This is a genomic window from Sphingomonas sp. FW306-1B-B10E (assembly GCF_058782005.1).
Genome location: NZ_JBYSXG010000020.1, coordinates 44,995 through 66,474 on the forward strand (window position 1 = coordinate 44,995; position 21,480 = coordinate 66,474).

Below are 21,480 nucleotides of genomic sequence, written 5' to 3' on the forward strand. Positions count from 1 at the left end.
TCGCTAGCGAATGGCTGGCGTAATGATGAACCGCACATTCTTGATCCCAGCATTCTTGAAGGCGGAGGCATAATAGGTGGCCAGTTCGGTGCTATTGGTATGGTATATGGCGCCACCCCTGAAGCCGGCAGAGTATTTCTGAGCTTGAGCTATCATTGCTTGCTGCTCTTCAATCCCCCAGGACATCTTACCCATGGCGCTTGCTGGATTTCGAGGCGATGCTGCCCAATCATCAACGTATTTCGCATCGATCGCGGTTCTCACCCCATTTATGTCTGTGATGTCATCAGCGATCCCCGAGACTCGCTCTCCGTTGACGATTGCATTGAACTTTCGCGCTTCCAGGCTCGCCCCGCCATACATTCCCCGAATGCCGTTTTCATAGCTCGACGCCAAATCTATCACGCGGCGTCCATTGACCGCTACGCCCTCCGTAAGCTCGAATATGCCTTCGACAGTTTTGCCAGCGCGGAGCGCAGGCACCAGAGCCGCCACCTCGGCCGCACCCAACAAAGCACCTTTGACGTTGACCTGCGCCACCCCGATACGCGGTTTTTCCAACTGATAATCGAAAATCGACATCGGCGGGTTCTGGAGATAGTAAAACCGGGACGAAAGTTTCGTTTGGGTCGCGGCTTTATCCACCCCTCGCAGAATACCAATAACGCTATTGCTGGTCGCCAGCTCGGCCTGGGCACGCGCTTCATACGCCTTGTTCTTGCTGCCATCCCAGTTCCGGCCCGAGAATATATTGCCCAGGTGCCAGAACAAACCACCGTGCTTCCGGTCATATTCAAGCTTCTGCTGCTCGGTCATGCGCTGACCGGTGACGACGATCTCCGCTTCGGGATCGTCGGCGCCAGCGGAGGTCATCCCAGGCTCGTCGCTGGGGACCGGCTCCGGCACATCCTGATAGCTCGCGTTAACCAACTGGCCCCCACCGGGGAACCCATCAAACAGCGCCTGCAAACCGTCATAGGGTCCGGGCAGCGGATCATATCCCGCGTTCGGCCCGGAGAACGAGCCGTCCTTCACCTCCTCCAGCAGATTGATCGGCTTGCCTGTCCGTTTCGAGCCGCCGCGACCTGCCACATTCTCCGCCATCAGGCTCCCAATGGTTTGGCCGATCACATCCGGCAGCACTGCGAGGAGGTTATCGCCAAAGTCGGTGCCGTCGATCACGGATCGTGTCGCGGCGCCGGCAAGACCCGACGCGGTACGCAAAGCCAGGTTGTAACGAAAGGCGCCGCTGCGAGTCGTGGGCGTGTCGATCAGGCTCCCCATCGCGTTGGCCGCGCCTGCGGCAACACCTGCCACTGCGACTCCGACGAAGTCGAACTTGGATTGCAAGCCGGTAGCTACGCCGACCCCTTGGGTGAGCGCGCTGCCAATAACGCCACGCGCCACATCGCCGACGAATTTGCTACCGGCGACCGTCTCGAGACCCCTAACACTGCCGAGTCCACCGCCGATGCCGCCCGCTATGCCCGCCATGGCCACCGCGCCGAAATTGAATTTGTTCTGGATGCCGGTCGCGAGACCGAGACCCTGGCTGGCGACGCTGCCTGCCACGCCGGCCGCCGCGCCACCGAGCACGGGGCTTCCGAGGGCACCCGCCAGCGCGCCTTGCGTAGCGACCGTGACGGCGATGGCGACCACCACCAGCAGGATCTGACCAAATACCCCGCACCCCTTGCTCTTCGCCTTGCGCGGCGCCTGCGGGGTCGGCGCCGTCGGGCTGGTGTCGCCGAGCGCTGCGGCGGGGTCGTAGGGAGTGAAGGTCGAGGCGTTGTACGTCGAGCGCATCACGCCGCCGGGGATGGTCAGCCGCTGCCCTTCCGCGAGCGCCGAATTGGCCGAGAGGCCATTGGCGTCGGCGAGGCGATACCAGAGGTTCGAATCGCCCCAGAGCTGCGCGGCGATCGACGACAGCGAATCGCCGCTTCGGACGGTGTAGCTGCCGCCCGCGCCGCCTTGCTCATAGGACGTGATCGGGTTGTAGAACTGGTCGAAATCGGCGTGCGACTGGCTAATGGTCGAACCGCTGCGAAACGCGCCCGGCCCCTGGTTCAGCGGCCGGCTGGCCACCGATGCCTCGTACCCCGTCTCGAGCGTGCCGTTATTGCCGGTATAGCCCATTTCGGCACCGCCGAAGCGATACCAGACCTCGTGCGGCTGATTGGCCGGGCTCTGCGTCGCCGTCTCCACCTCGTCGCGACGGATGACCTGGCCGTTCGCATCGTTGGTGAAGAGCACCGTGCGATCTCGGCCGTCGTCGATCACCGCGGTCTTGAGCTGGCCATAGACGTCATAATTATATTGGGTGGTCCCGACATTGGTGCCGATCATCGTCGTGGTCGAAAGCACCGCCCCATCAAACCATTGATAGGTGTTGGAAACGGTCGAGTTCGAGTGCGGCACGTCCGAACGCCAGACATAGGTGCTGCTTTCGGTCACCGCCCCCAGGGCATAGGCTGCGCCCTCGCCGTAGGAATTCTGGGTATTGGTATATTGGACGAGGCTGCCGAAACGCTGGAAGACGATGTCTTCGGTGATCTGCCCCTTGGCGTTGTATTTGAGCAGTTTGTCGTAGAGCGCGCTGTTGAGCGCGACGTCCCCATCGATGTCGGGATCGTCCTTGTAATCGATCTGGCGTTCGAGCCGGCCTTGCGGATCGTACCAATAATCAGCCTTGCGGATGCCTATGGCGGGCGGCGGCGTGGTCTCGAGATAGCCCCCGGCATCATTAGCGGTGGTCCGGGCGACGCGCACGTCCCGCAGTTGGCCGTCGTCCCAGTAATTATAGTCTTCGCGCCGTTCGCCCTCATAAGCGACATTCTGATATTCGTAGGTCGGCTCGCCCGTACCGATCGGCATATTGGGGTCCCAGACCTCGACGAGCACCTGGCCATAATCGGTGAAGCTGGTGATCGCCTGCTTGCGCTGGCCGGCGGCGTCGTAGCGCAGGTCGACTCCCTGCATGCCGCGCTGGATGACGCCGTTCACCATCACGCCCTTGGCGGTGACCACGCGGTTCATATTGTCGTAGAGATACCAATAGTCCTGGCCATCTGTGCTCGCGACACCGCCATTGGCATCGAGCCGGCGGAAGTTCGAGATGGTCCGCCGGATATTGGAATTAGCGTCGTACATGTAGAAAGTGTTCGCCGAGGGCGTGGTGTCGGTGGCGGCCGCCGCCCAGGTAACCAGCCGGCGGAGCCCGTCATAAGTGGCGGTCTGGCTGGAGACCATCGTCGCGGCCCCGCCAACCATGTGTACGAGCTCTTCGCTCAGCCGGTTGCCGACCAGATCGTACGAATAATTGGTCCAGTCCTGGACGGCGTCGTTCACGCCGACGATCACCCGCCCGATTTGATTGGTGCTGAGCCACCAGTAGCGAATCGCGCTGGTGCTGAAGCCATCGGTCACGCTCTTGTCAGTGATGCGCGCGCCGGCGTCGAAGGTGTTGGTCGTGACATGGTTGCCCATGTCGCTGGCCCAGGTCTCGTGGCCGAAGATGTCGGTGCGTTCCTGCGAGGACAGCCCGTTGACATAGGAGTTGGTACCAAGCCAGCCGCCGAAAACGCCCATTCCGGCGGTCGTCAGCCCGGCTTCCCACGTGTAACTTGTGGCAATCCAGTCGCCGCCATAGCTGACCTGCAGCGTGATGCGACCGAGCGCATCATATTCGGTTCGTTCGCGCCCGCTATTGCCGACCGCGTTGTTCCAATGCCCGATGCGGTTGCCGTGCAAATCATAGGCGAAATATTCACTACGGCCGGCAGGGTTGTTCTGAAGGACCAGCCGGCCGAGCCGGTCATAGGCCATGGAGGTGGCGCGGCCGACTTCATCCCTGTGATAGACGAGGTCGCCGAACACGTCGTAGCCGTTGGTCGCGAGACCGCCGTCGGGATGCCATTCGCGTGCGATCATCGCCTCGCTCTCGCCATAGCCAGTGCCGGCGAGCAGTTCGCGGGTGGTCTTGTAACCCACTCCGCCCTGGCTCTCGACGAACACGCTGTTGGCGTCCTGCGTGGCGATCAGGCGGCCTGCACGGTCGTAGAAGAACCGCTCGGTGGGACGGATGCTCGATCCGGTGCCATCGGCCATATAGAACGCCACGCCGGGGCGCTCGATCTGGGTGACCCGGCCCATGGTATTGTAGGTATAATTGGTCTGATAGCCGATGGCGTCCTGCTCGAGGGCGAGTTCGCCGAACGCGTTATATTCGCGATGGACCGCGATATCCTGCAGCGGGCCGGCGAGCGACGTCGTCCGCAAGCGTTGGATGGTCTGCACCGCACGACCGCGGGGATCATAAGCTGTCGCGGTAGAGGCGGCTTCGCCCGTCGCGGCATAGGCCACGGCGTCTGCCTGCGACATGCCAGCGAGATTGAGGGTCTGGCTCTCGACCACGAGCGACTGCCGGCCGGCGGCATCATAGACATAATGGCGCCAGATGCCGTCGTCGGCATTGGACCGGATCAGCCGGCCCGAACCGTCATAGGCAAAATGCTCCTGCCAGCCATTGGCATCGCTGCCGGCGCTGACATTCGTGCCGCGATGGACGAGCTCGCCAAAGGCGTTGAAGGCGAAGCTCTGGCTGCTCAGTTCATTCCAGCTGCTTCCGATCGTGTTGATCGCCTGACGCGTCACATTGCCGGCGAGATCATATTCGAACGACAGCCCTTCGGTGACGAAGCCACCGCTTTCGGAGAGGTCGCGGCCGAGATCGCGGGTGTAGAATTCGCCGGTCTTGCGGCCGGCGACGTCATAGAGGAATTCGCGCGTATTGCCGGCGGCATCGATCGTGCGGATCAGTCGTCCGCCCGCGCCGTAGATGTTCTGGGTGACGCGGTCGGCACCACTGGTGCTGATCCCGCCGACCTCGCTGCGAACGAGATTGTCGAGCGCGTCGTAGTAGTAGCGTACCGTCGGCGTGACCGTATCGCCGTAGAAGTCGACGAAGCTGGCGCGGTTCTCGCTGAGCAGCCGGCCCCGGCTGTCATAGCTGTAAATCGCCGTCAGCTCGAGATTGGCCTCGCGCTTGGTGAGCACCTGCCCCAGCGCATTATAGGTATAGGTGATCGTCGCCTCGGTCGGCGCCGCGGCGATCTGCCCGTCGACGGGGTTGAGCACCCAGGCCTCGACGCCGAGCCGGGTCTCGGTGAGGCGATTGCCCATTCGGTCGTAAGTGAACGCCGTCACGCGGTCGGCGGCGGTCGTGGATGCGGTAAAGCCGTTGACGTTCACGTCGCTCGCCTGGGTGGCATAGCGCCGTTCGGTCAGAACATTGCCCTCAGCGTCATATTCCCATGTCGTCGCATAGCCGCCCGCGTCGACTTCGGCCGTCTTGTTGCCGCGCCTGTCGTAATAGCGGTACACGCCGCCCCCGGCGGGGTCGATCGTCTTTACGAGGTTGCCGGCGGCGTCATATTCGTATGCCGTCGTCAGCGTGGCGGTCGCGTAATTGTAGCTACCCGTGTTCCAGTAGCCGACGGCCTGATCGGCGACGCTGCTCGCCAGCAACCGGTTGATATTGTCGTAGGCGTAGGTGGTCTCGCGATAGCTTCCCGTCGGCGGCAGCGGCGCCTGCCCGCCGGCGGCTGCTGGAAGCGCCGCCCATTCGGCGTAGACGCGGTTGGACATAAGGTTGCCGACTGCATCGTAGCTGAACGACCGCTGCGTGCCGGCGGAAGCTGTGACCGCGACGATCTCGGCGGTCTTGCGACCGAGTTCGTCATAATAGAACCAGCTGTGCGCGCCCGCCGCGTCCCAGGTTTCGGCGAGATTGCCACGCTCGTCATAGGCATAATGTTCGGCCGGTGTGGCCATCGTGCCCGCCTGCCCGACCGCAACGTCGTTGCCCGTCTTGAGGACCAGGCGATCGGCTTTGTCATAGGCAAACCAGGTGTCCCGCTGCTCCGGCCGGCCGGAAGCCTCGGCCCGGTGCATCAGATTGCCGCGGGAATCATATTCGAAGACATTGCGATGAATGCTGGCGAAATTCTGTGCGGGCGTGCCCCAGACAGTAAACACTTGTTCAGCAAGAACCAGCCCGCGTCGGTCGTGCTGATATTGAATATAACCGCCGAGCTTGTCGCGCTTCTGCGAAACACTTCCGAACGCGTCGTAGGAAGTGTATTCGGTATAGCCTTCGGCATCCGTAACTTCGACGGTCCTGCCAAGTTTATCGTAGCTGAATTGCATCAGCGCATCGAGCGCATGGGCATCATAGCCACCGGGAACAGTGCCGGTTCCGGCCGGCGTGGTCGCCTTGTTGTAGCTGCGCTTGACCCAGGCGATCTCGCTGAACGCGGTATAGCCGGTCTCGGTGACGTAATCCTCTGCATCACGCGTGATCACCACCCGGCCGAGCTGGTCGTAATAGCTCCAGCTCGAATTGCCGCGGGCATCGGTAGTACGGACGACATCGCCGAACGCGTCATATTCCCACGCCGTCACGCCGCCCGCGGCATTGGTTTCGCTCAGCTTTCGTCCAAGCTTGTCGTAGCTCCAACTGGTCGTGTGGTTGTTCGCGTCAACGGTGCTGAGGAGATTGCCGAGCCCGTCATAGGTGAAGAAAGTCGCCGCCTCTTCGACGGCGCCTCCATAGCCGTCATATTCTGCGGCCACGCGTCCCGCGGCATCGTAGACATACAAGGTTACGCTGGCATCGGGCGTACCGGCGCCGACGGTCTGATAGGCGAGTTGTCCGGTGGCCCAATAGGCGTAATCGGTCCGCTCCCCTTCGCCGTTATATTCTGCCATCAGCCGGCCAGCAGGATCGTAGGACCAGCTTTTACTGGTGTAATCGACCCAACCCGCGGTGACGTTGAGATCATCGATCGTCGAAGCGTCGGTCAGCGCCACGGGAGTATCCCAGCGGCCCTCCCAGACCTTGCGGCCCTCGGCGTCATAGTCGATGCGGGTAACATAATTTTCCGCATCTACCGTGAAGCGAAGTTCTCCGCGCGCGTTGTAGAAGTAGCGGGTGACGCGATCGGAATTTGACGGGTTATTTGCAACCCAGCCATCCATGTCCGCTTTCGACGGCAAGGGGCCGGCGGGGCGCAGCATGCGATGCTCGATCTTGCGGATCAGCTGGCCGAGATTGTCGTAGCGATAACTAACGACCGCGCCGACGGCGTCGATCGAATAAGCCAGCCGCCCCGCCTCGTCGTAGACGCCGAAGCTCACCCGGTTGGCGGCATCCCCGGCCAGCCCGGTTACCGCGCTCTTCACTGCAGCATAGGTGTAAGCGGACAAGGGCGCGATTACGCCGGCATACACCGTGGTCTGGCGAACGGGCCCATTGGCCTCCGCGCCGCTACCATAGCCGAACTCGGTGACATCATTCAGCCCGTCGATCTGGTAGCGCAGCAAGCCCTGGCCATCATAGACATAGCGAGTGCTGCGGTCATTGGCGCTTCCCGCCGAACTGATGCTGTCGAGCCGGGTCTGGAAAGTGTCGGAATTCGGCGGCGACACGTTCGTCGGCGTCGCATAGGCGATCTCCTGCACCTTGCGGCCCGCAGCGTCGTAGATCGTCTGGGTGAGATAGCCCGCGCCATCCAGCGTGCCGATCGTCCTGCCGTCCTTGTCGTAGAAGATACGCGCTACGCTGTCCCTGGCATCGAAGCCGAGCGGAAGCACCTCTGTCGGCGTCTTCGCTTTGAAGGACGCGATCTGCGCGGCCGAAAATTTGTTGAAATGGCCCATGGTGGAAACCAGCCGGCCGGACGCGTCGTAGCCATAGGTGGTGGTCGAGCCGTCGCCATCGATCGCCGCGACAGTGCGCCCTTCCTTGTCGTAGACCGACCAGGTCCAGAGGTCGAAACTATGCTCGGCCGGACGGATCGCCGCCATCTCGACATCGGAATTGGGATCGGCGAGCAGCGCCAGTGTCGCCGCGCCGCCGTTCACGCCGTTGAAGTAGCGCGCGGTCGCCACGAGCCGATTATCGGCGTCATAGCGATATTCGGCGACACCGCCCGCTTCGTTGATGTCGGCGATCTTCCGGCCGACCTCGTCGTAGAGATAATAGCTCTTGATTCCGCTGGCATCGGTCATCATCCGCAAGCGGCCGAGCGGATCATATTTGTAGCTGGCGGTGCCGACGGTGGTGTGGGCGCCCGACTCGGTGAAGCTGAGCAGTTCGCCCGTCTTGCTGTAGGTCGAGGTCTGGACGAAGCCGTTGGCGAGCGTCACCACCGTCTGCGTCGCCGGATCGTTGAAGACGAAGCTGGTGGTCCCGCCGTTCACGTCCGTGCTGGCGGTTACCCGGCCCAGCCCGTCATAGACGAAGGTCTCGGTGTTGTTGCCGACGACATACCGGCTGAGCAATTGCCCGGCGGCGTCGTAGGTGAAGCGTTCGTCCGAATAGCCGCCTGCAGGATTGAGAGCGAGGTAACTGTCGTTCTGGCTGGCGCGCAGACGCTGCGTGATATTGCCGCGGGCGTCGTAGAATATCTGGGTGACCTCGGCGCTGGCGGTCTCGGGAAGGCTGGCGCACCAGGAATCGAGCTGCGCCTGACTCAGCGCTGTTCCGGAAGGTAACCCGCTCGCGGGATAGAGATAGTCTGGAAAGTCGGAGACCAGGACGAGCTGGCCCGCCGCATCATACTCGTTGCGACTGACTCGCCCTTCGGGCGTAACGACGTATACCAGCCGGTTCAGGCTGTCATACACATAGCGCGTGGTATGCGGGGCGTTGCTGGAAGTTTTGTCGGATCCGGTGCGGGTTTCGGTCAGGATCTGGTTGGCGGCGTTGTAGGTACGGGTGACGGTATTACCGAGCCGGTCGGTCAGTCTGACTACATTGCCTGCGCCGTCATAGACGTACTTCGTGTCCTGCCCCATCGCATCGGTGATGCTGCTGACATTGCCAGCCGAATCATAGCCGAACTGGACGATCTGCGAGGGAGCGCCAGCAGACGTAGGCGGCGCCGTGATCCTGAGCAATTGTCCCGGATTTACGGAGTCTGGCAACCGCCGTGTGATCAGCGGCGCCCCGGCGATCACCGATACGCCCCTGCTCGGGCCGGTACCCATATCAGGGCTCAAGGAAATTGTCATCGTCTGCGCGCGATCGAACGTGACCAGGAATTCGAAGCGCGTTGGCTCAGTCGTGCGCAAACCTTCTACATAAACAGGATTACCGGTAATGATGGCGTTGCCGAAGCCCGAGACGGTGCGAAAGGAACTCACCACTGGCCCGTTCAGGCTGCCTGAGAGGCCGATCTTGTGCTTACTTGAAGGATGTGGCGACGCTGCCATCATGGAGATAGAGAAACTATAGGTTTCCCCCGCTTCCACTGAGAATTGCGTGCTTATTGCCGGCTGTTCCGCGTCGCCTGAGATAGTGAACCGATAGGCAGGGGCGCCATCAATGGTGCCGGCGGATACTGTATCGAGATCGACCGTGCTCCACGTGCCGATGTCCTTCTGCCCCAGGTCCGCGGTCATACTCCGGATCAGCACGGGATCAGCCACGGCGAGCGACGCGCCCGCCCGGAAGCCGTCGGCGCCGTCAACCAGGAAGCGCGCGCTGGCGGCCTGCGCCTGCTTGAACGTCCGTGTGATCTGGATGCGTGTTGGTTCAGTGCTCGAAAGCTCTATCACACGCCACAGCCCGCCGCCGAGCTGAACGACTCGTCCAGGCCCGGAAACGATCCGCGCCGAAGACCCGTCATTGGTCGACCAGCCGTCGACATCGCCATAGATGCCGAGGTCCTGCTTAGTGGTTCCTGATTCCGACAGCAGCGTGAGTGCGAAGCTGACCGTCTCGCCCGCTGCGGCGGTAAACGCCTGCGAGGCTTCGGCCGAGATGCCGGGCGCCAGAACGGTATACCGCATCCCCGCCTGACCGGCGAAGACCGTTGGCTCTTGAACCACATTGCTACTGGCCCAAGCCGCCAACGGCACCGCAAAATTATCATCGGTGCCGTAATCTAGTCGTGTGGTCTGACCCGCAGCGTCGGTAACCGTCGTATAGCCTTGGCCATAAGCAAGGGTGGATGTCCGGCTCGTCGTCTCGTCGATCTTTTCGGAAATCGAGACGATGCGCTGGTTCGAATCGTATTGCAGGTCGACCCGCGAACCGTCGCTCTGAGCGATGCTCGCGACCAGCAGCGACGTGCCTTCATAGCCATAGGTCGTCGTGTAGGTCCGACCGTCGGTGATGTCGTTGTCTTCGGGGCTAAGATCCACGGTTACCGTGCTGAGCCGGCCGGTCGCGTCATAACCATAGCGCGTGCGGGTCAGCGTCGCGCCCTGGCTCGACGTCACGATGCCGGTGATTGCGTCTCCCGACCAGATATATTGGATCGTGCCGCCATCGGCGGTGGCGATCTGGGTGAGATGGTCTCCGGTGTAGCTATAGCTGATGACGTTGCCGCTGGTGTCCTGCTCGGAAACGATCCGCCAGTCGCCATTGTGGAAGCCATAGACTTCGCTGGTACGGCTATCGCCGTCGGTCCAGGTCCAGTTGTTGCCCGAACCCCAAGTCAGCGTATCGAAGGCGCCGGCACCGTCGGTCGCGACATAGGCCGATCCGTTCCAGCCATAGTTGATCTCGGAGCCATCGGCGGAGCGGCGCTTGATCGTGCTGCCCCAGCTGTTGACGATCCCCGACAGGCCGAACACCGCGCGGTCGGTGCTCTGGCGCCAATTGTCGCCATTCTCGTCGCTCATGTTGCCGAGGCTGTTATAGGTCCGGCCGATCCCGATATCGCCACCGCGCCCGGTGAGGAATTCGTCGCGATGCTGGACGAGCAGATTGCCCGTCGCGGCATTCAGGAACAATTGTTCGCCGCCCCGCCCGAAGCTGGCCGATCCCAACAGGCCCGAATTGCCGAGCACATTGCCCGAACCGCGCTCGAGACCGGTGCCCGAACCAGTGAAAATCGCAACCATAGCCTTGCTCACCTGCTGCCGCGGGCAGACGCCCGTGCAGTCGTAGTCAGCGGGATCGGGTCATTGTTTAGGGGTTTTTATCGACGGCCCTTTAGAAGGACGGCCGAGTACGCTTGCCGGCAATCCACGGGCAAGCCCAGGACGATATACAGGGAACGTAAACAGCTTGGCTTCCCGGGGTGCGAAAGTGCAATATTCAGGCACGCAAGCGGTTGCGCCGTATATGGCGACGGGCTCGCCGCCATAGGGGATGGGGCATGCAGGGGGACGATCGGCCAACCATAGGATGGGCCACGCTCGCGCTGGTCGTGCCGCCCACCTTTGTCTTCATTCTATCGGACCTGCTGATCGGCCTGTACGGGTGGAACGGCGTAGTGCGAATGCCTGCGCTCGCGCCCCTACCGAACGGCCATTACGATGCCGCCGGCCGGCTCTACATCCTCGCCGCATTGCTGGTTCTGATCTGCGTCACTTTTCTGACGCTGCTTCTGTTCGTTCGGCACTTGGTGGAAGAATTCGACGCAAGGATGCGTGGCGTGCTGCTCGCCACATTGGCGACCGGGATCGGGATAGGCACGATATGGCTATGGATCTCGATGCGGTGGTCTTCGCTTGAGACGCCGCTGGGGAAAAACGTAATCGACGACGCCGTGACGATATTTGGCAATACCACCATCGATGTGGAGCAGCCGGGCCTGACCGTCGAAAATTTCGAGATGGTACTTTCGCTAGGCCGCATCGTTCCGATGCTGGGTGCCGCGGCGGTGATCGTCGGCGCGGTCGCCTGCCTTGCGCGGCCTGCGAAATCGGTATCGCTGGAGGATGCCTGGGCACATCTGAACCGCCAGCGCGCGCGGCTAAGTCTCTATGTCAATGCCGCAGCAATCTTTATGATCACCGCGATCGCCTTTCAGCTGGCCTGGACGCGTTGGCCCTTGATGCTTTTGCGAGAGCCTGCCGCCGCTGCATTCTCGGCGCATATCGATGCCTTTGCGCTCTATTCGGGCGTTAGTTTGTCGCTGGTGATTGCTGTCTTCGCCCTGCCGGTCCTCGCAGGACTGCGCGCCACGGCGGCCGAGCTGGCGTCGAAAGACGTCAATGCAGCGGACCGCGCTTCCGCAATGGCTGGTCCGGATGTCCTGCAGAGCCTGAGCAAGATTCTCGTCATACTGGCACCTGCGCTCGCTGGCGTAATCCCCACGCTTGCCGACGTGTTGAAAATCGGAGGTTAGCGAAACGCCCAGCGCATCGTGCGGGCCATGCCGCCGGTGCCGAAGCGCACCACCGGCGTCGCGAGCCCCGGTCCGCTGAACCCGTGCATCCGTCGCGCCCATCCCGGCAGCAGGTCGACCGCCGCCTGGAACGTCATCGCCTGGAACGGCTTGACCGCGAGATTCGGCGACGGCTGGTCGAGCACCATCCGCGCGACTTCGCGCGTACGCGCGTCGACCAGCAGCTCGGGCAGCATCTCGGCGATCAGCGCGTCGGCGTCGGCGCGGCTGCGCGGGATCGGGTCGGCGCCCAGCGCCTCGGCGATGCGCGCGAATTCGGCGAAATAGCGGTCCTGATCGCGCGCCGACATGCCCGGCTCGGCATAGCGCCGCCACGCATCGAGGAAGCTCACCGCCTCGGTGACATGGACCCAGGCGAGCAGTCGCGGATCGTCCGCGGCATAGGGTGTGCCGTCGGGCAGGGTGCCGCGCACGCGGGTATGCACGTCGCGCACCTTGGCGATCACTGCCTCGGCCTCGTCGGCGGCACCATAGGTGGTCATCGCGATGAAGCGCGCGGTGCGGCGCAGCCGGCCGAGCATGTCGCCGCGAAAGCTCGAATGGTCCCATACTCCGGCGAGCACCGCGGGGTGCAGCATCTGGAGCAGCAAGGCCGTCACCCCGCCGACCATCATCGTGGTGACGTCGCCGTGCACGCGCCACACCACCGAATGCGGGCCGAACATGCTGTGCTCGGGGTTGCGCTGGACCGGCTTCTCGCCCTTCGCCTGGTCGTTGAACACGGCACGCACCTGGCCGACCAGCGCGGACTTGAGCGATCGGGCGGCCTGGCTGGCGGGACTCATCCGACGGATCTAGGAAGCCCGGTCGCCAGCGCCAACCCGCGACCTTTCGCAAGCACGGTCACGACATAAAGTTGCGCCTGCGCGCTCTATAACGACACGCGGATTGACCCGACCGCTTTCGCAGTGCAGCAAACGCGCCATGGCCAGCCTCGCAATCGCAAACAATCCCGACATCCGCTTCCTCGGACGCCTGCTCGGCGACGTGATCCGGGCCTATGGCGGCGAGGAGCTGTTCAAGCGCATCGAATATATCCGCGCCACTTCGGTCGATCGCCACCGCGGCGTCGCCGGCGCGAGCGCGATTGACTCGGGGCTTGACCGGCTGAGCCTCGACGAGACGCTCGATTTCGTCCGCGGCTTCATGCTGTTCTCGATGCTCGCCAACCTCGCCGAGGACCGCCAGGGCGTCGAGACCGAACAGGGTGCCGACATCGCCTCGGCGCTCGCGCGCTTGCAGGCGCACGGCATCGGCCATGACGCGGTGATGGCGCTGCTCGATCACGCGCTGGTTGCGCCCGTGCTGACCGCACACCCGACCGAAGTGCGCCGCAAGTCGATGATCGACCACAAGAACCGGATCGCCGAACTGATGGCGCTCAAGGATCTCGGCGTCGAGGAGACCGAAGACGGCGACAAGGTCGAGGAGGCGATCCTTCGCCAGATCGCGTTGCTGTGGCAGACGCGCGTGCTCCGCCGCGAGAAGTTGGGCGTCGCCGACGAGATCGAGACGGCGCTGTCGTATCTCCGCGACGTTTTCCTGCCGGTGCTCCCCGCGCTGTACGCCCGCTGGGACCGCGCGCTCGGCGAGCGCGCGCCGAGCTTCCTGCGTGCCGGCAACTGGATCGGCGGCGACCGCGACGGCAATCCTTTCGTTACGGCCGATTCGATGAAGCTCGTGCTCGCCCGTTCGGCCGAGGCGGTGCTGGCCTATTACATGGACTCCGTCCACGCGCTCGGCGCCGAGCTGTCGATCTCCACCGAGCATGCCAGCGTCAGCGAGGCGGTGCGCAAGCTGGCCGAGGCGAGCCACGACACCGGCAAGAGCCGCGAGGACGAGCCCTATCGCCGCGCGCTGACCGGCATCTATGCGCGGCTTTCGGCGACTCATGAAAAGCTCGCCGGCAAGCGCGCCCCACGCCCCGCCCCGTTCCAGGCCGAGTCCTATCGCGAACCCGCCGAGCTGCGCGAGGAACTGGTCGCGGTGGCGCGTGGGCTCGCTGCGGAAGGCGACGGGCCGCTCGCCAGCGGCGGCGCGCTCGGCCGGTTGATCCGCGCCGTCGAGACCTTCGGCTTCCACCTCGCCACGCTCGACATGCGCCAGAACAGCGCGATCCACGAGCGCGTGATGGCCGAGCTGCTCAAGGCAGGCGGCGTCTGCGACGACTATCTCGCACTCGACGAGGAAGCGCGCGTCGCCCTGCTCCGCCACGAGCTCGAGAGCGTACGTCCGCTGACCAGCCCCTATGCCGTCTATTCGGAAGAGACCGCGTCCGAGCTCGCGATCGTCCGCGCCGCCGCCGCGGCGCACGCGACCTACGGCCGCCAGTGCATCACCCATTACATCGTCTCGATGGCGCAGTCGGTGTCGGATCTGCTCGAGGTCCATGTCCTGCTCAAGGAGGCCGGGCTCTACGTCCCGGGCGCCGAGCCGCAGGCGCACATCATGGCAATCCCGCTGTTCGAGACGATCGCCGATCTCGAAGGCGCACCGGCGATCATGGAGGCGTGGCTGGGCCTGCCAGAAGTCGCCGCGATCGCCGCGCAGCGCGGGCACCAGGAAGTGATGATCGGCTATTCGGACTCGAACAAGGACGGCGGCTATCTCACCTCGACCTGGCAGCTGTCGCGCGGGTCTACGGCGCTCAAGCCGGTATTCGAGAAGGCAAAGCTCGGCATGCAGCTGTTTCACGGCCGCGGCGGCGCGGTCGGGCGAGGCGGCGGCTCGTCATTCTCGGCCATCCTCGCCCAGCCACCGGGCACGGTGCAGGGCCGCATCCGTATTACCGAGCAAGGCGAAGTCATCGCCGCCAAATACGGCACGCGCGCCAGCGCGATGGCCAATCTCGAGGCGATGGCATCGGCGACTTTGCTCGCCAGCCTCGAACCCGAGCAGCTCGCCCCCGCCGATGCCGAGCGCTTCGCCGCGGCGATGGACGAACTGTCGGCGACTGCGTTCAAGGCCTATCGCGGGCTGGTCTACGAGACCGAGGGCTTCACCACCTTCTTCCGCCAGGCAACGCCGATCGCCGAGATCGCCGGGCTCAAGATCGGCAGCCGCCCGGCAAGCCGCAAGAAGTCGGACGCGATCGAGGATCTGCGCGCGATTCCCTGGGTGTTCAGCTGGGCGCAGGCGCGAGTGATGCTGCCGGGCTGGTACGGCGTCGGACAGGCGATCCATGCCTTCGCCGACAAAGGCCTGCTGCGCGAGATGGCGAGCGGCTGGCCGCTCTTCGCCTCGACCTTGGCGAACATGGAGATGGTGCTCGCCAAGTCCGACATGGACGTGGCGGAGCATTATGCCGCACTGGTCGAGGACAAGGCGCTGCGCGACGGAATCTTCGGCCGCATCCGTGACGGCTGGTCGTCGACGCATGACGGGCTGCTCCAGGTCACGCGCCAGACGCGGCTGCTCGAGAAGCATCCGGGGCTCGAGACCTCGATCCGGCTGCGCACGCCCTATATCGAGCCCCTCAATCTGCTCCAGGTCGAACTGCTCAAGCGCCACCGCCGCGGCGAGGACGATGCGCGCATCGGCGAAGGCATCTTGCTCTCGATCAACGCGATCGCAACCGCGCTCAGGAACAGCGGCTGACTATCGTGCTCCTGCGAAGACAGGAGTCCAGGGTTATGGAGGACGCCGCTTGCTATCCTGGGCTCCTGCTTTCGCAGGAGTACTGCTAGTTCAGTGCTACGCCAGAAACGGCGCCGCAACTTCCTCCGGCACGCGCACCAGCCGCCCGGTGGCGCGGTCGAGGATCGCCCAGGTGGTCTTCGCCTCGACGCGCACTTTCCCGTCCGCGCCGGTGAACTTCATGTAGCGGTTGAACCGCGCGCCCTTGGGCGGCTCCTGCACCCAGGTCTCGGCGGTCACCGTCTCGCCCTCGATCACGCTGCCGCGATAGTCGATCTCGTGCCGCGTGATCACCCAGATATAGGCGGCGTGGTGCTCAGGCGCGGCGATCGCATGCCAATGCGCCACCGCGACGTCCTGGATCCACTTGACCCATACCGCATTGTTGACGTGGCCGAGGATGTCGATGTCCTCGGGCCCGGCGGTGATCGTGGCGGTGTACGGCGTCATGCCCGCGCTTCTAGCTTAACCACGTCTCGAAGCGCAGCCTTCATTTGCCGCGATTATGCCGGTGCCATGCTCCCGCGCCGCCCCGCCCGCTTGTTCCGCAGCCGCTGGGCCGCCTTGTTCTGGGCCGCCGGGGTGGTGTTCACCGCGCTGACCACGATCGGCTTCGGCGACACCGAGGGCAAGACAGTCGAGTCCGTCGTGGTCGACGCGACCGGCGCCAATGTCAGCAATAGCGACCTCGCGATGCTCGAGAACCTGATCAGCGAATGATGGTGCAGGCGATCGGCGGCTGACCCGGCGCGGTGAAGGTCATCGCATTGCCCTTGGCGCGCAGCTCGTAGCCGCCGCCGGCATAAGCGATGCCGGAAGCGACGCGCTGCCCACGCAGGGTCGCGAGCGGCTTGCCGCCGCGGGTGACGGTCACGCGGTTATTGTCGGGATCGTACTGGGCGGCAAGCTTCGATCCGTCCATGCAGCGATAGCGCGCGGTCGAGCGATTGTCCTCGGTCGGCTGCGGGGTCGGCGTTGCGGCGTCGGGGCGCGGCTTGATGTCGGCGCTGCGGATCCGCCAGCGGCGCTGCTCGGGGGTCGCGCCGTCGATATCGCCGGCGCGGTGTAGCGTCACCGAACCGAGCATGTTGAATTCGCGCGCGCCTGCCTTCAGCCGGCCATAGACCTGCACAGGCACGGTCACGTACCGCTGCCCCGCCCCCGAATCGATCCGCCCCGGCGCACCGATATTGGCATGATATTCGGCATATTTCGCAAAGCTCGCGGCAAAGGCTTTCGCATCCATCCCCGCGGCGCCGGGCTCCCACAGCCGATAGGCCTGGCCGTATTTGCCTTCGCCGAGCAGCGCATAATAGGTCTGCACGACATTGGCGGCGCCCTGCGCACTGTCCTCGGTGAACGGCGCCTCGCTTACCGGCGTCTTGTCGTCGGGAAGGCCGCCCGGTTCTCCTGGCGCGGGCGGGGTAAGCGGTGCCGGGGTCGCGCTCGGGGTGGATGCCCCAGGTACTGACGCGGGCTCGGAAGCCGCAACCTCCGTTGCCTCGGGAGTCGGGTCGAAATCATTGGCCACGGTCAGGCCGTTCTCGGCCGGCTGGGAGGAACAGGCGGCAAGCGTCAGAAGCAAGGGCAGGGACAGGCGCATAGAATGATCCATGTTAGGCGACGGGCGACGAACGCGCCCGCCGCCGCGCCTGTTCCTCAATCCGCGAGCGGCCGGTTGCCGATGAAGCCGAGCCGTTCGACGCCCGCGCGCTTGACCACCGCGAGCACAGCATCGAACCGCGCATAACGCGCCTCGGAATCGGTGTTCATGTGAAGCACCGCCGAACTGTCGCGCTGCATCGTGGTCAGCAGGCCGGGAAGCTCGGCGTCGGCGATCTGCCTCCCATCCCAGAACAGGCTCCCCGCGCGATCGATGCCGAGCTGATGCGGGCGCTCCTCGGCAGCCGCGCCGGGCCCGCTGGGCAGATTGATCGGCACCTTGTGCGTCGCGTTCGGAATGCTGAGGATCATCACGATCAGCAGTACGAGCATCACGTCGATGAACGGCGTGACGTTGATCGCGCTGAATGGAGCGGGCTCGGGGACGCGTGCGGCCTGGATCATGACAACTCTCCCTTGTTGTTATGATGCAACGTATCATAACAACGGCCGCACGCAATGGTCCAGATTTTCGTTCGAGTTGAGCTTGTCGCAGCCCGCCTTTCTGTCCCGCCGGCGCTCTCGCCCTTCGACAGGCTCAAAGCGAAGGCAAACCGCTCAACAGCTCTCATATTTCCAGTTGCGGCGTTTGCCCTCGCGCAGCCATGCGACTGCCTCGGCGACGCGTTTCGCCCGCGTCTCGGGCCGCTTGGCCTCGCCGATCCATTCGCAATATTCGCGGCGGCACCCCGGCGGGAACCCCTTGAAGGTAGCCGCGGCCTTGACGTCCGTGGCAAGCGCCTGGGCAAGCTCGGCCGGCACCTCCGCTTCCGGCTTGGGCACCTTCGCCGCCCGCTTCGGGCCGCCTTCGCTGCGCGCTACCGCCTCGCGGACCTGCGCTTCGAACGTCGCGGCGTCGGGCAGATCGTCGAGCGCGGTGATCTTGCCAAACTGCCCCATGCCCTCGCGCTCGCCGTCGACCAGTCCGTTACCGTCCCAGAAGCCGAAGCTCGCATGCGCCTTGAACGCGGCCATTCCGGCGAGCGGCCTGCCCTTGTAGCCGAAGAAGGGCCGCGACCATTTGATCGTCTCCTCGACCTCGGGACAGGCGGCGTGAACGCGGTCGCGCAGCCAGCTCAGGATCGGCTGGGCGAACGGCGCCCGGCCGGCGATATAGGTGTCGACGCGCGGGTCCCGTGGCATGGCGCTCCTCCCGATCGGCGGATGCTGATCGGGCCGGAGCGCGCGGTCAAGTCAGGGCTCGAGCGCCACGTCGTCGCCGTCGTCGAGTTCCTCGTCCAGGTCCTCCGCGTCGACATCGTCGTCGTCGAGATCGGCCTGGATGTCATCCTCGCGGATGTCGTCCTCGTCGAGGTCGGCGTCGTCATCCTCTTCGCCGATTTCGCCGTCGACCATGCTGAGCTCGTCTTCGCTCTCGATCGCATCGGGATCGTCGAGCCCGAGCGGGATGTCGGTCAGGATCGTGCCGTTGCTCGGGCCGTCCTGGGTCGCTTCGATGATTTCGGCACCTTGCGCCTCGTCATAGCCTTCGGCGGACCAATTGTCGGTCGAATGCGGGGGAACCTGATTGCCGCCCATAAATGATCCTCTTCGCTATGGGGGCGAAATGTCCCCCGGTCACGCTTCCGAACGGGGATCGTGGCACATCCGTTCCGCGACGGCGAGTCAGCTCGGCCGGAAAAGTCGGCCCTTCTCGGCGACCGCCACCGCGACGAAGGCGAGCACGCCCATCGCGACGAAGCCGGCATAGAGCGGCACCGTGGTGCCGTCGAACGCCTGGCCGATCTGCGCGCCGATCAGCGCCCCGCCCAATGTCGCGACGAAACCCTGCAGGCTGGATGCGGTGCCGGCGATCGCGCCCATCCGCTCCATCGCCATCGACGAGAAGTTGGAGTTGGCGAGGCCGAAGCTCGCCATCATCAGCGCCTGGAGGATCGCGAAGCTCCACAGCGTCTCGTGCCCGGAAAGCGAGATGCCGAGGTGGATCGCCGCGAACAGGACCAGCGCCGCGAGCGCGGTGTGTGAGATCCGCCGCGTGCCGATCTTCATCACGATCCGTGAATTGAGGAACGACCCGACCGCCATCGTGCTCGCCACCGTCGCGAACACGACGGTGAGCAATTCGGGGCGGCCGAACACGTCCTGCATGATCTGCTGCACCGAGCCGATGAACCCGAACAGCCCGCCCGACAGCAAGGCCGCGGCAATGGTGTAGCCCACCGCGATCCGGTCGCGCAGCACCAGCCCGTAATCGGCGACGATCCGCGCCGGCTGGAGGCTTTGGCGCGCTTCGGGGTCGAGCGTCTCGGGCATGCGCAGCCAGAACCAGGTCACGACCAGCGTCGATACGGTCGCGACGCCCCAGAAGATCATCCGCCACGATCCGCCCGCCGCGAGCACGCTTTGTCCGAAGGCCGGGGCGAAGATCGGCGCGGCCATGAACACGATGAAGGCCAGGCTCATCACCCGCGCCATCGCGCGACCGGCGAAGCAATCGCGCACCAGCGCTACCGTCACCACCCGCGCACCTGCCGCGGACGCGCCCATCGCCGCGCGCGCGATCAGCAGTAGCTCGAAGCTGCCCGAAACCGCGGCGAGCGCGCTGGTCAGCACATAAGAGACCAGAGCGACGATCAGCACCGGCCGCCGCCCGAACCGGTCCGACAGCGGACCGTAGATCAATTGCGCGAATGCGAAGCCGAGCAGGAACGCCGTGATCACATATTGGCGATGATTGGGCTCGGCGACGTCGAGGCTGTGCCCGATCGCGGGCAGCGCCGGCAGCATCGAATCGATCCCGAGCGCGGTGAGCGCCATCATCGCCGCGATCAGCGTGACGAACTCGCCGAAGCGGAGCGGCGCGCGATCGGCGGACGCGGTGGAGAGATGCGGCTCGGACATGCGCTGCCCATGGCGGATCGCGGCGGGGGCGTCACCCCCCTGGTTGGTCGCCGAACAACTTAGCCTGCTTGTTCGCCAGGGGCTCGCGGGTCTAACTGAAGCCAACACACGGAGACTCGCATGCTCGACACCCTCGCCGAAATCCCGGCGCTCTCGCTCGCCGACCAGCAGGCCGACCCCGACGGCTTCGCGCAGGCATTCGGCCAGTCCTTCCAGCGCTTCGGCTTCGCCGTGGTGCGCGATCACGGCATCCCTGCCGAGTTGATCGAGCGCGCTTGGGCGATGACCAAGGCGTTCTTCGACCTGCCCGAGGACGTGAAGCGCGGCTATTTCGTCGAGGGGCAGGGCGGCGCGCGCGGCTACACGCCGTTCAAGACCGAGATCGCCAAGGGCGCCACCCATGTCGACCTCAAGGAATTCTGGCATGTCGGCCGCCAGCTCGCCCAGGGCCACCGCTTCGCCGCGCAGATGCCCGCGAACATCTGGCCCGACCAGCCCGAAGGCTTCCGCGAGACCTTCCTCGAACTGTTCCAGGCGTTCGACGATTCCGGCGACAAACTGCTCTCGGCGATCGCGCGCTATCTCGGGCTCGCCCCCGATTGGTTCGACGCCGCGGTCAAGGACGGCAACTCGGTGCTGCGCCTGCTCCACTACCCGCCGGTCGCCGCCGACGCCCCCGAAGTCCGAGCCGGCGCGCACGAGGACATCAATCTGATCACCCTCCTGCTCGGCGCCGAAGAGGCCGGGCTCGAACTGCTCGACCGCGATGGCAGGTGGCTGCCGGTCAAGCCGCCCGAAGGCGCGATGGTGGTCAATGTCGGCGACATGCTCCAGCGACTGACCAATCATGTCCTCCCCTCGACCACCCACCGCGTGGTCAATCCACCGCCCGAGCGCCGCGGCCATTCGCGCTATTCGATGCCGTTCTTCCTGCATCCCGCGCCCGATTTCCTGATCGAGACGCTGCCCGGCTGCATCAGCGACGCGCAGCCCAACCGCTATCCCGAGCCGATCAGTTCGCACGACTATCTCCACGAGCGCCTCGTCGAGATCGGGCTGATCAAGAAATAGTATCTTGAAAGCCCCTCCCCTTCAGGGGAGGGGTTGGGGT

Annotated in this window: 12 protein-coding genes; 4 read left to right on the forward strand and 8 right to left on the reverse strand. The window is 64.5% G+C overall.

Features of this window, described 5'->3' with window-relative positions; all coding sequences use genetic code 11:
- Positions 1-3: 3 nt before the first annotated feature.
- Positions 4-10,917, reverse strand: a complete 10,914-nt coding sequence (locus tag AC3WJI_RS10030) for a LysM peptidoglycan-binding domain-containing protein (RefSeq protein ID WP_492757118.1) — start codon at positions 10,915-10,917, stop codon at positions 4-6.
- Between the two features lie 257 nt (positions 10,918-11,174).
- Between AC3WJI_RS10030 and AC3WJI_RS10035 the strand changes: the two genes are divergently transcribed.
- Positions 11,175-12,149, forward strand: a complete 975-nt coding sequence (locus tag AC3WJI_RS10035; protein WP_492757119.1) for a hypothetical protein — start codon at positions 11,175-11,177, stop codon at positions 12,147-12,149.
- Here AC3WJI_RS10035 and AC3WJI_RS10040 read toward each other — a convergent pair.
- Positions 12,146-12,994: an oxygenase MpaB family protein gene (locus tag AC3WJI_RS10040; RefSeq protein WP_492757120.1), complete on the reverse strand. Its 849-nt coding sequence runs from the start codon at positions 12,992-12,994 to the stop codon at positions 12,146-12,148. The two genes, AC3WJI_RS10035 and AC3WJI_RS10040, sit on opposite strands and share 4 nt — an antisense overlap.
- 139 nt (positions 12,995-13,133) lie before the next feature.
- Between AC3WJI_RS10040 and ppc the strand changes: the two genes are divergently transcribed.
- A complete protein-coding gene (ppc, locus tag AC3WJI_RS10045; RefSeq protein ID WP_492757121.1) occupies positions 13,134-15,806 on the forward strand; it encodes a phosphoenolpyruvate carboxylase in 2,673 nt (890 codons plus the stop codon).
- Between the two features lie 96 nt (positions 15,807-15,902).
- Here the strand turns inward: ppc and AC3WJI_RS10050 are convergent, their stop codons facing one another.
- Positions 15,903-16,295: an acyl-CoA thioesterase gene (locus AC3WJI_RS10050; RefSeq protein ID WP_492757122.1), complete on the reverse strand. Its 393-nt coding sequence runs from the start codon at positions 16,293-16,295 to the stop codon at positions 15,903-15,905.
- 66 nt (positions 16,296-16,361) lie between these two features.
- On the opposite strand from AC3WJI_RS10050, the gene AC3WJI_RS10055 reads away from it, so the two are divergent.
- A complete protein-coding gene (locus AC3WJI_RS10055; RefSeq protein ID WP_492757123.1) occupies positions 16,362-16,565 on the forward strand; it encodes a hypothetical protein in 204 nt (67 codons plus the stop codon).
- On the opposite strand, the gene AC3WJI_RS10060 is transcribed toward AC3WJI_RS10055, so the two are convergent.
- From AC3WJI_RS10060 to AC3WJI_RS10080, 5 genes are all read right to left on the reverse strand, one after another.
- Positions 16,555-17,448, reverse strand: coding sequence for an MliC family protein (locus AC3WJI_RS10060; RefSeq protein WP_492757124.1), 894 nt, complete (start codon positions 17,446-17,448; stop codon positions 16,555-16,557). The two genes, AC3WJI_RS10055 and AC3WJI_RS10060, sit on opposite strands and share 11 nt — an antisense overlap.
- A gap of 56 nt (positions 17,449-17,504) precedes the next feature.
- Positions 17,505-17,912: an ExbD/TolR family protein gene (locus tag AC3WJI_RS10065; RefSeq protein ID WP_492757125.1), complete on the reverse strand. Its 408-nt coding sequence runs from the start codon at positions 17,910-17,912 to the stop codon at positions 17,505-17,507.
- Between the two features lie 153 nt (positions 17,913-18,065).
- Entirely contained in the window at positions 18,066-18,650 is a 585-nt protein-coding gene (locus tag AC3WJI_RS10070) for a YdeI/OmpD-associated family protein (protein WP_492757126.1), read from the reverse strand.
- 51 nt (positions 18,651-18,701) lie between these two features.
- Entirely contained in the window at positions 18,702-19,046 is a 345-nt protein-coding gene (locus AC3WJI_RS10075; protein ID WP_492757127.1) for a DNA primase, read from the reverse strand.
- A gap of 87 nt (positions 19,047-19,133) precedes the next feature.
- Complete coding sequence (locus tag AC3WJI_RS10080; RefSeq protein ID WP_492757128.1) at positions 19,134-20,369, reverse strand: multidrug effflux MFS transporter; 1,236 nt, start codon at positions 20,367-20,369, stop codon at positions 19,134-19,136.
- A gap of 120 nt (positions 20,370-20,489) precedes the next feature.
- Here AC3WJI_RS10080 and AC3WJI_RS10085 point away from each other — a divergent pair, with 120 nt between their 5' ends.
- Positions 20,490-21,440: an isopenicillin N synthase family dioxygenase gene (locus AC3WJI_RS10085; RefSeq protein WP_492757129.1), complete on the forward strand. Its 951-nt coding sequence runs from the start codon at positions 20,490-20,492 to the stop codon at positions 21,438-21,440.
- The last annotated feature ends 40 nt before the right edge of the window (positions 21,441-21,480 follow it).

Bases quoted from the DNA above. Each gene is read 5' to 3' on its own strand.
- AC3WJI_RS10075 (WP_492757127.1), bottom strand. From the start codon at position 19,046: ATGGGCGGCAATCAGGTTCCCCCGCATTCGACCGACAATTGGTCCGCC.
- AC3WJI_RS10055 (WP_492757123.1), top strand. From the start codon at position 16,362: ATGCTCCCGCGCCGCCCCGCCCGCTTGTTCCGCAGCCGCTGGGCCGCC.
- AC3WJI_RS10060 (WP_492757124.1), bottom strand. From the start codon at position 17,448: ATGCGCCTGTCCCTGCCCTTGCTTCTGACGCTTGCCGCCTGTTCCTCC.
- AC3WJI_RS10080 (WP_492757128.1), bottom strand. From the start codon at position 20,369: ATGTCCGAGCCGCATCTCTCCACCGCGTCCGCCGATCGCGCGCCGCTC.
- AC3WJI_RS10065 (WP_492757125.1), bottom strand. From the start codon at position 17,912: ATGATCCAGGCCGCACGCGTCCCCGAGCCCGCTCCATTCAGCGCGATC.
- ppc (WP_492757121.1), top strand. From the start codon at position 13,134: ATGGCCAGCCTCGCAATCGCAAACAATCCCGACATCCGCTTCCTCGGA.
- AC3WJI_RS10030 (WP_492757118.1), bottom strand. From the start codon at position 10,917: ATGGTTGCGATTTTCACTGGTTCGGGCACCGGTCTCGAGCGCGGTTCG.
- AC3WJI_RS10070 (WP_492757126.1), bottom strand. From the start codon at position 18,650: ATGCCACGGGACCCGCGCGTCGACACCTATATCGCCGGCCGGGCGCCG.
- AC3WJI_RS10050 (WP_492757122.1), bottom strand. From the start codon at position 16,295: ATGACGCCGTACACCGCCACGATCACCGCCGGGCCCGAGGACATCGAC.
- AC3WJI_RS10085 (WP_492757129.1), top strand. From the start codon at position 20,490: ATGCTCGACACCCTCGCCGAAATCCCGGCGCTCTCGCTCGCCGACCAG.
- AC3WJI_RS10035 (WP_492757119.1), top strand. From the start codon at position 11,175: ATGCAGGGGGACGATCGGCCAACCATAGGATGGGCCACGCTCGCGCTG.
- AC3WJI_RS10040 (WP_492757120.1), bottom strand. From the start codon at position 12,994: ATGAGTCCCGCCAGCCAGGCCGCCCGATCGCTCAAGTCCGCGCTGGTC.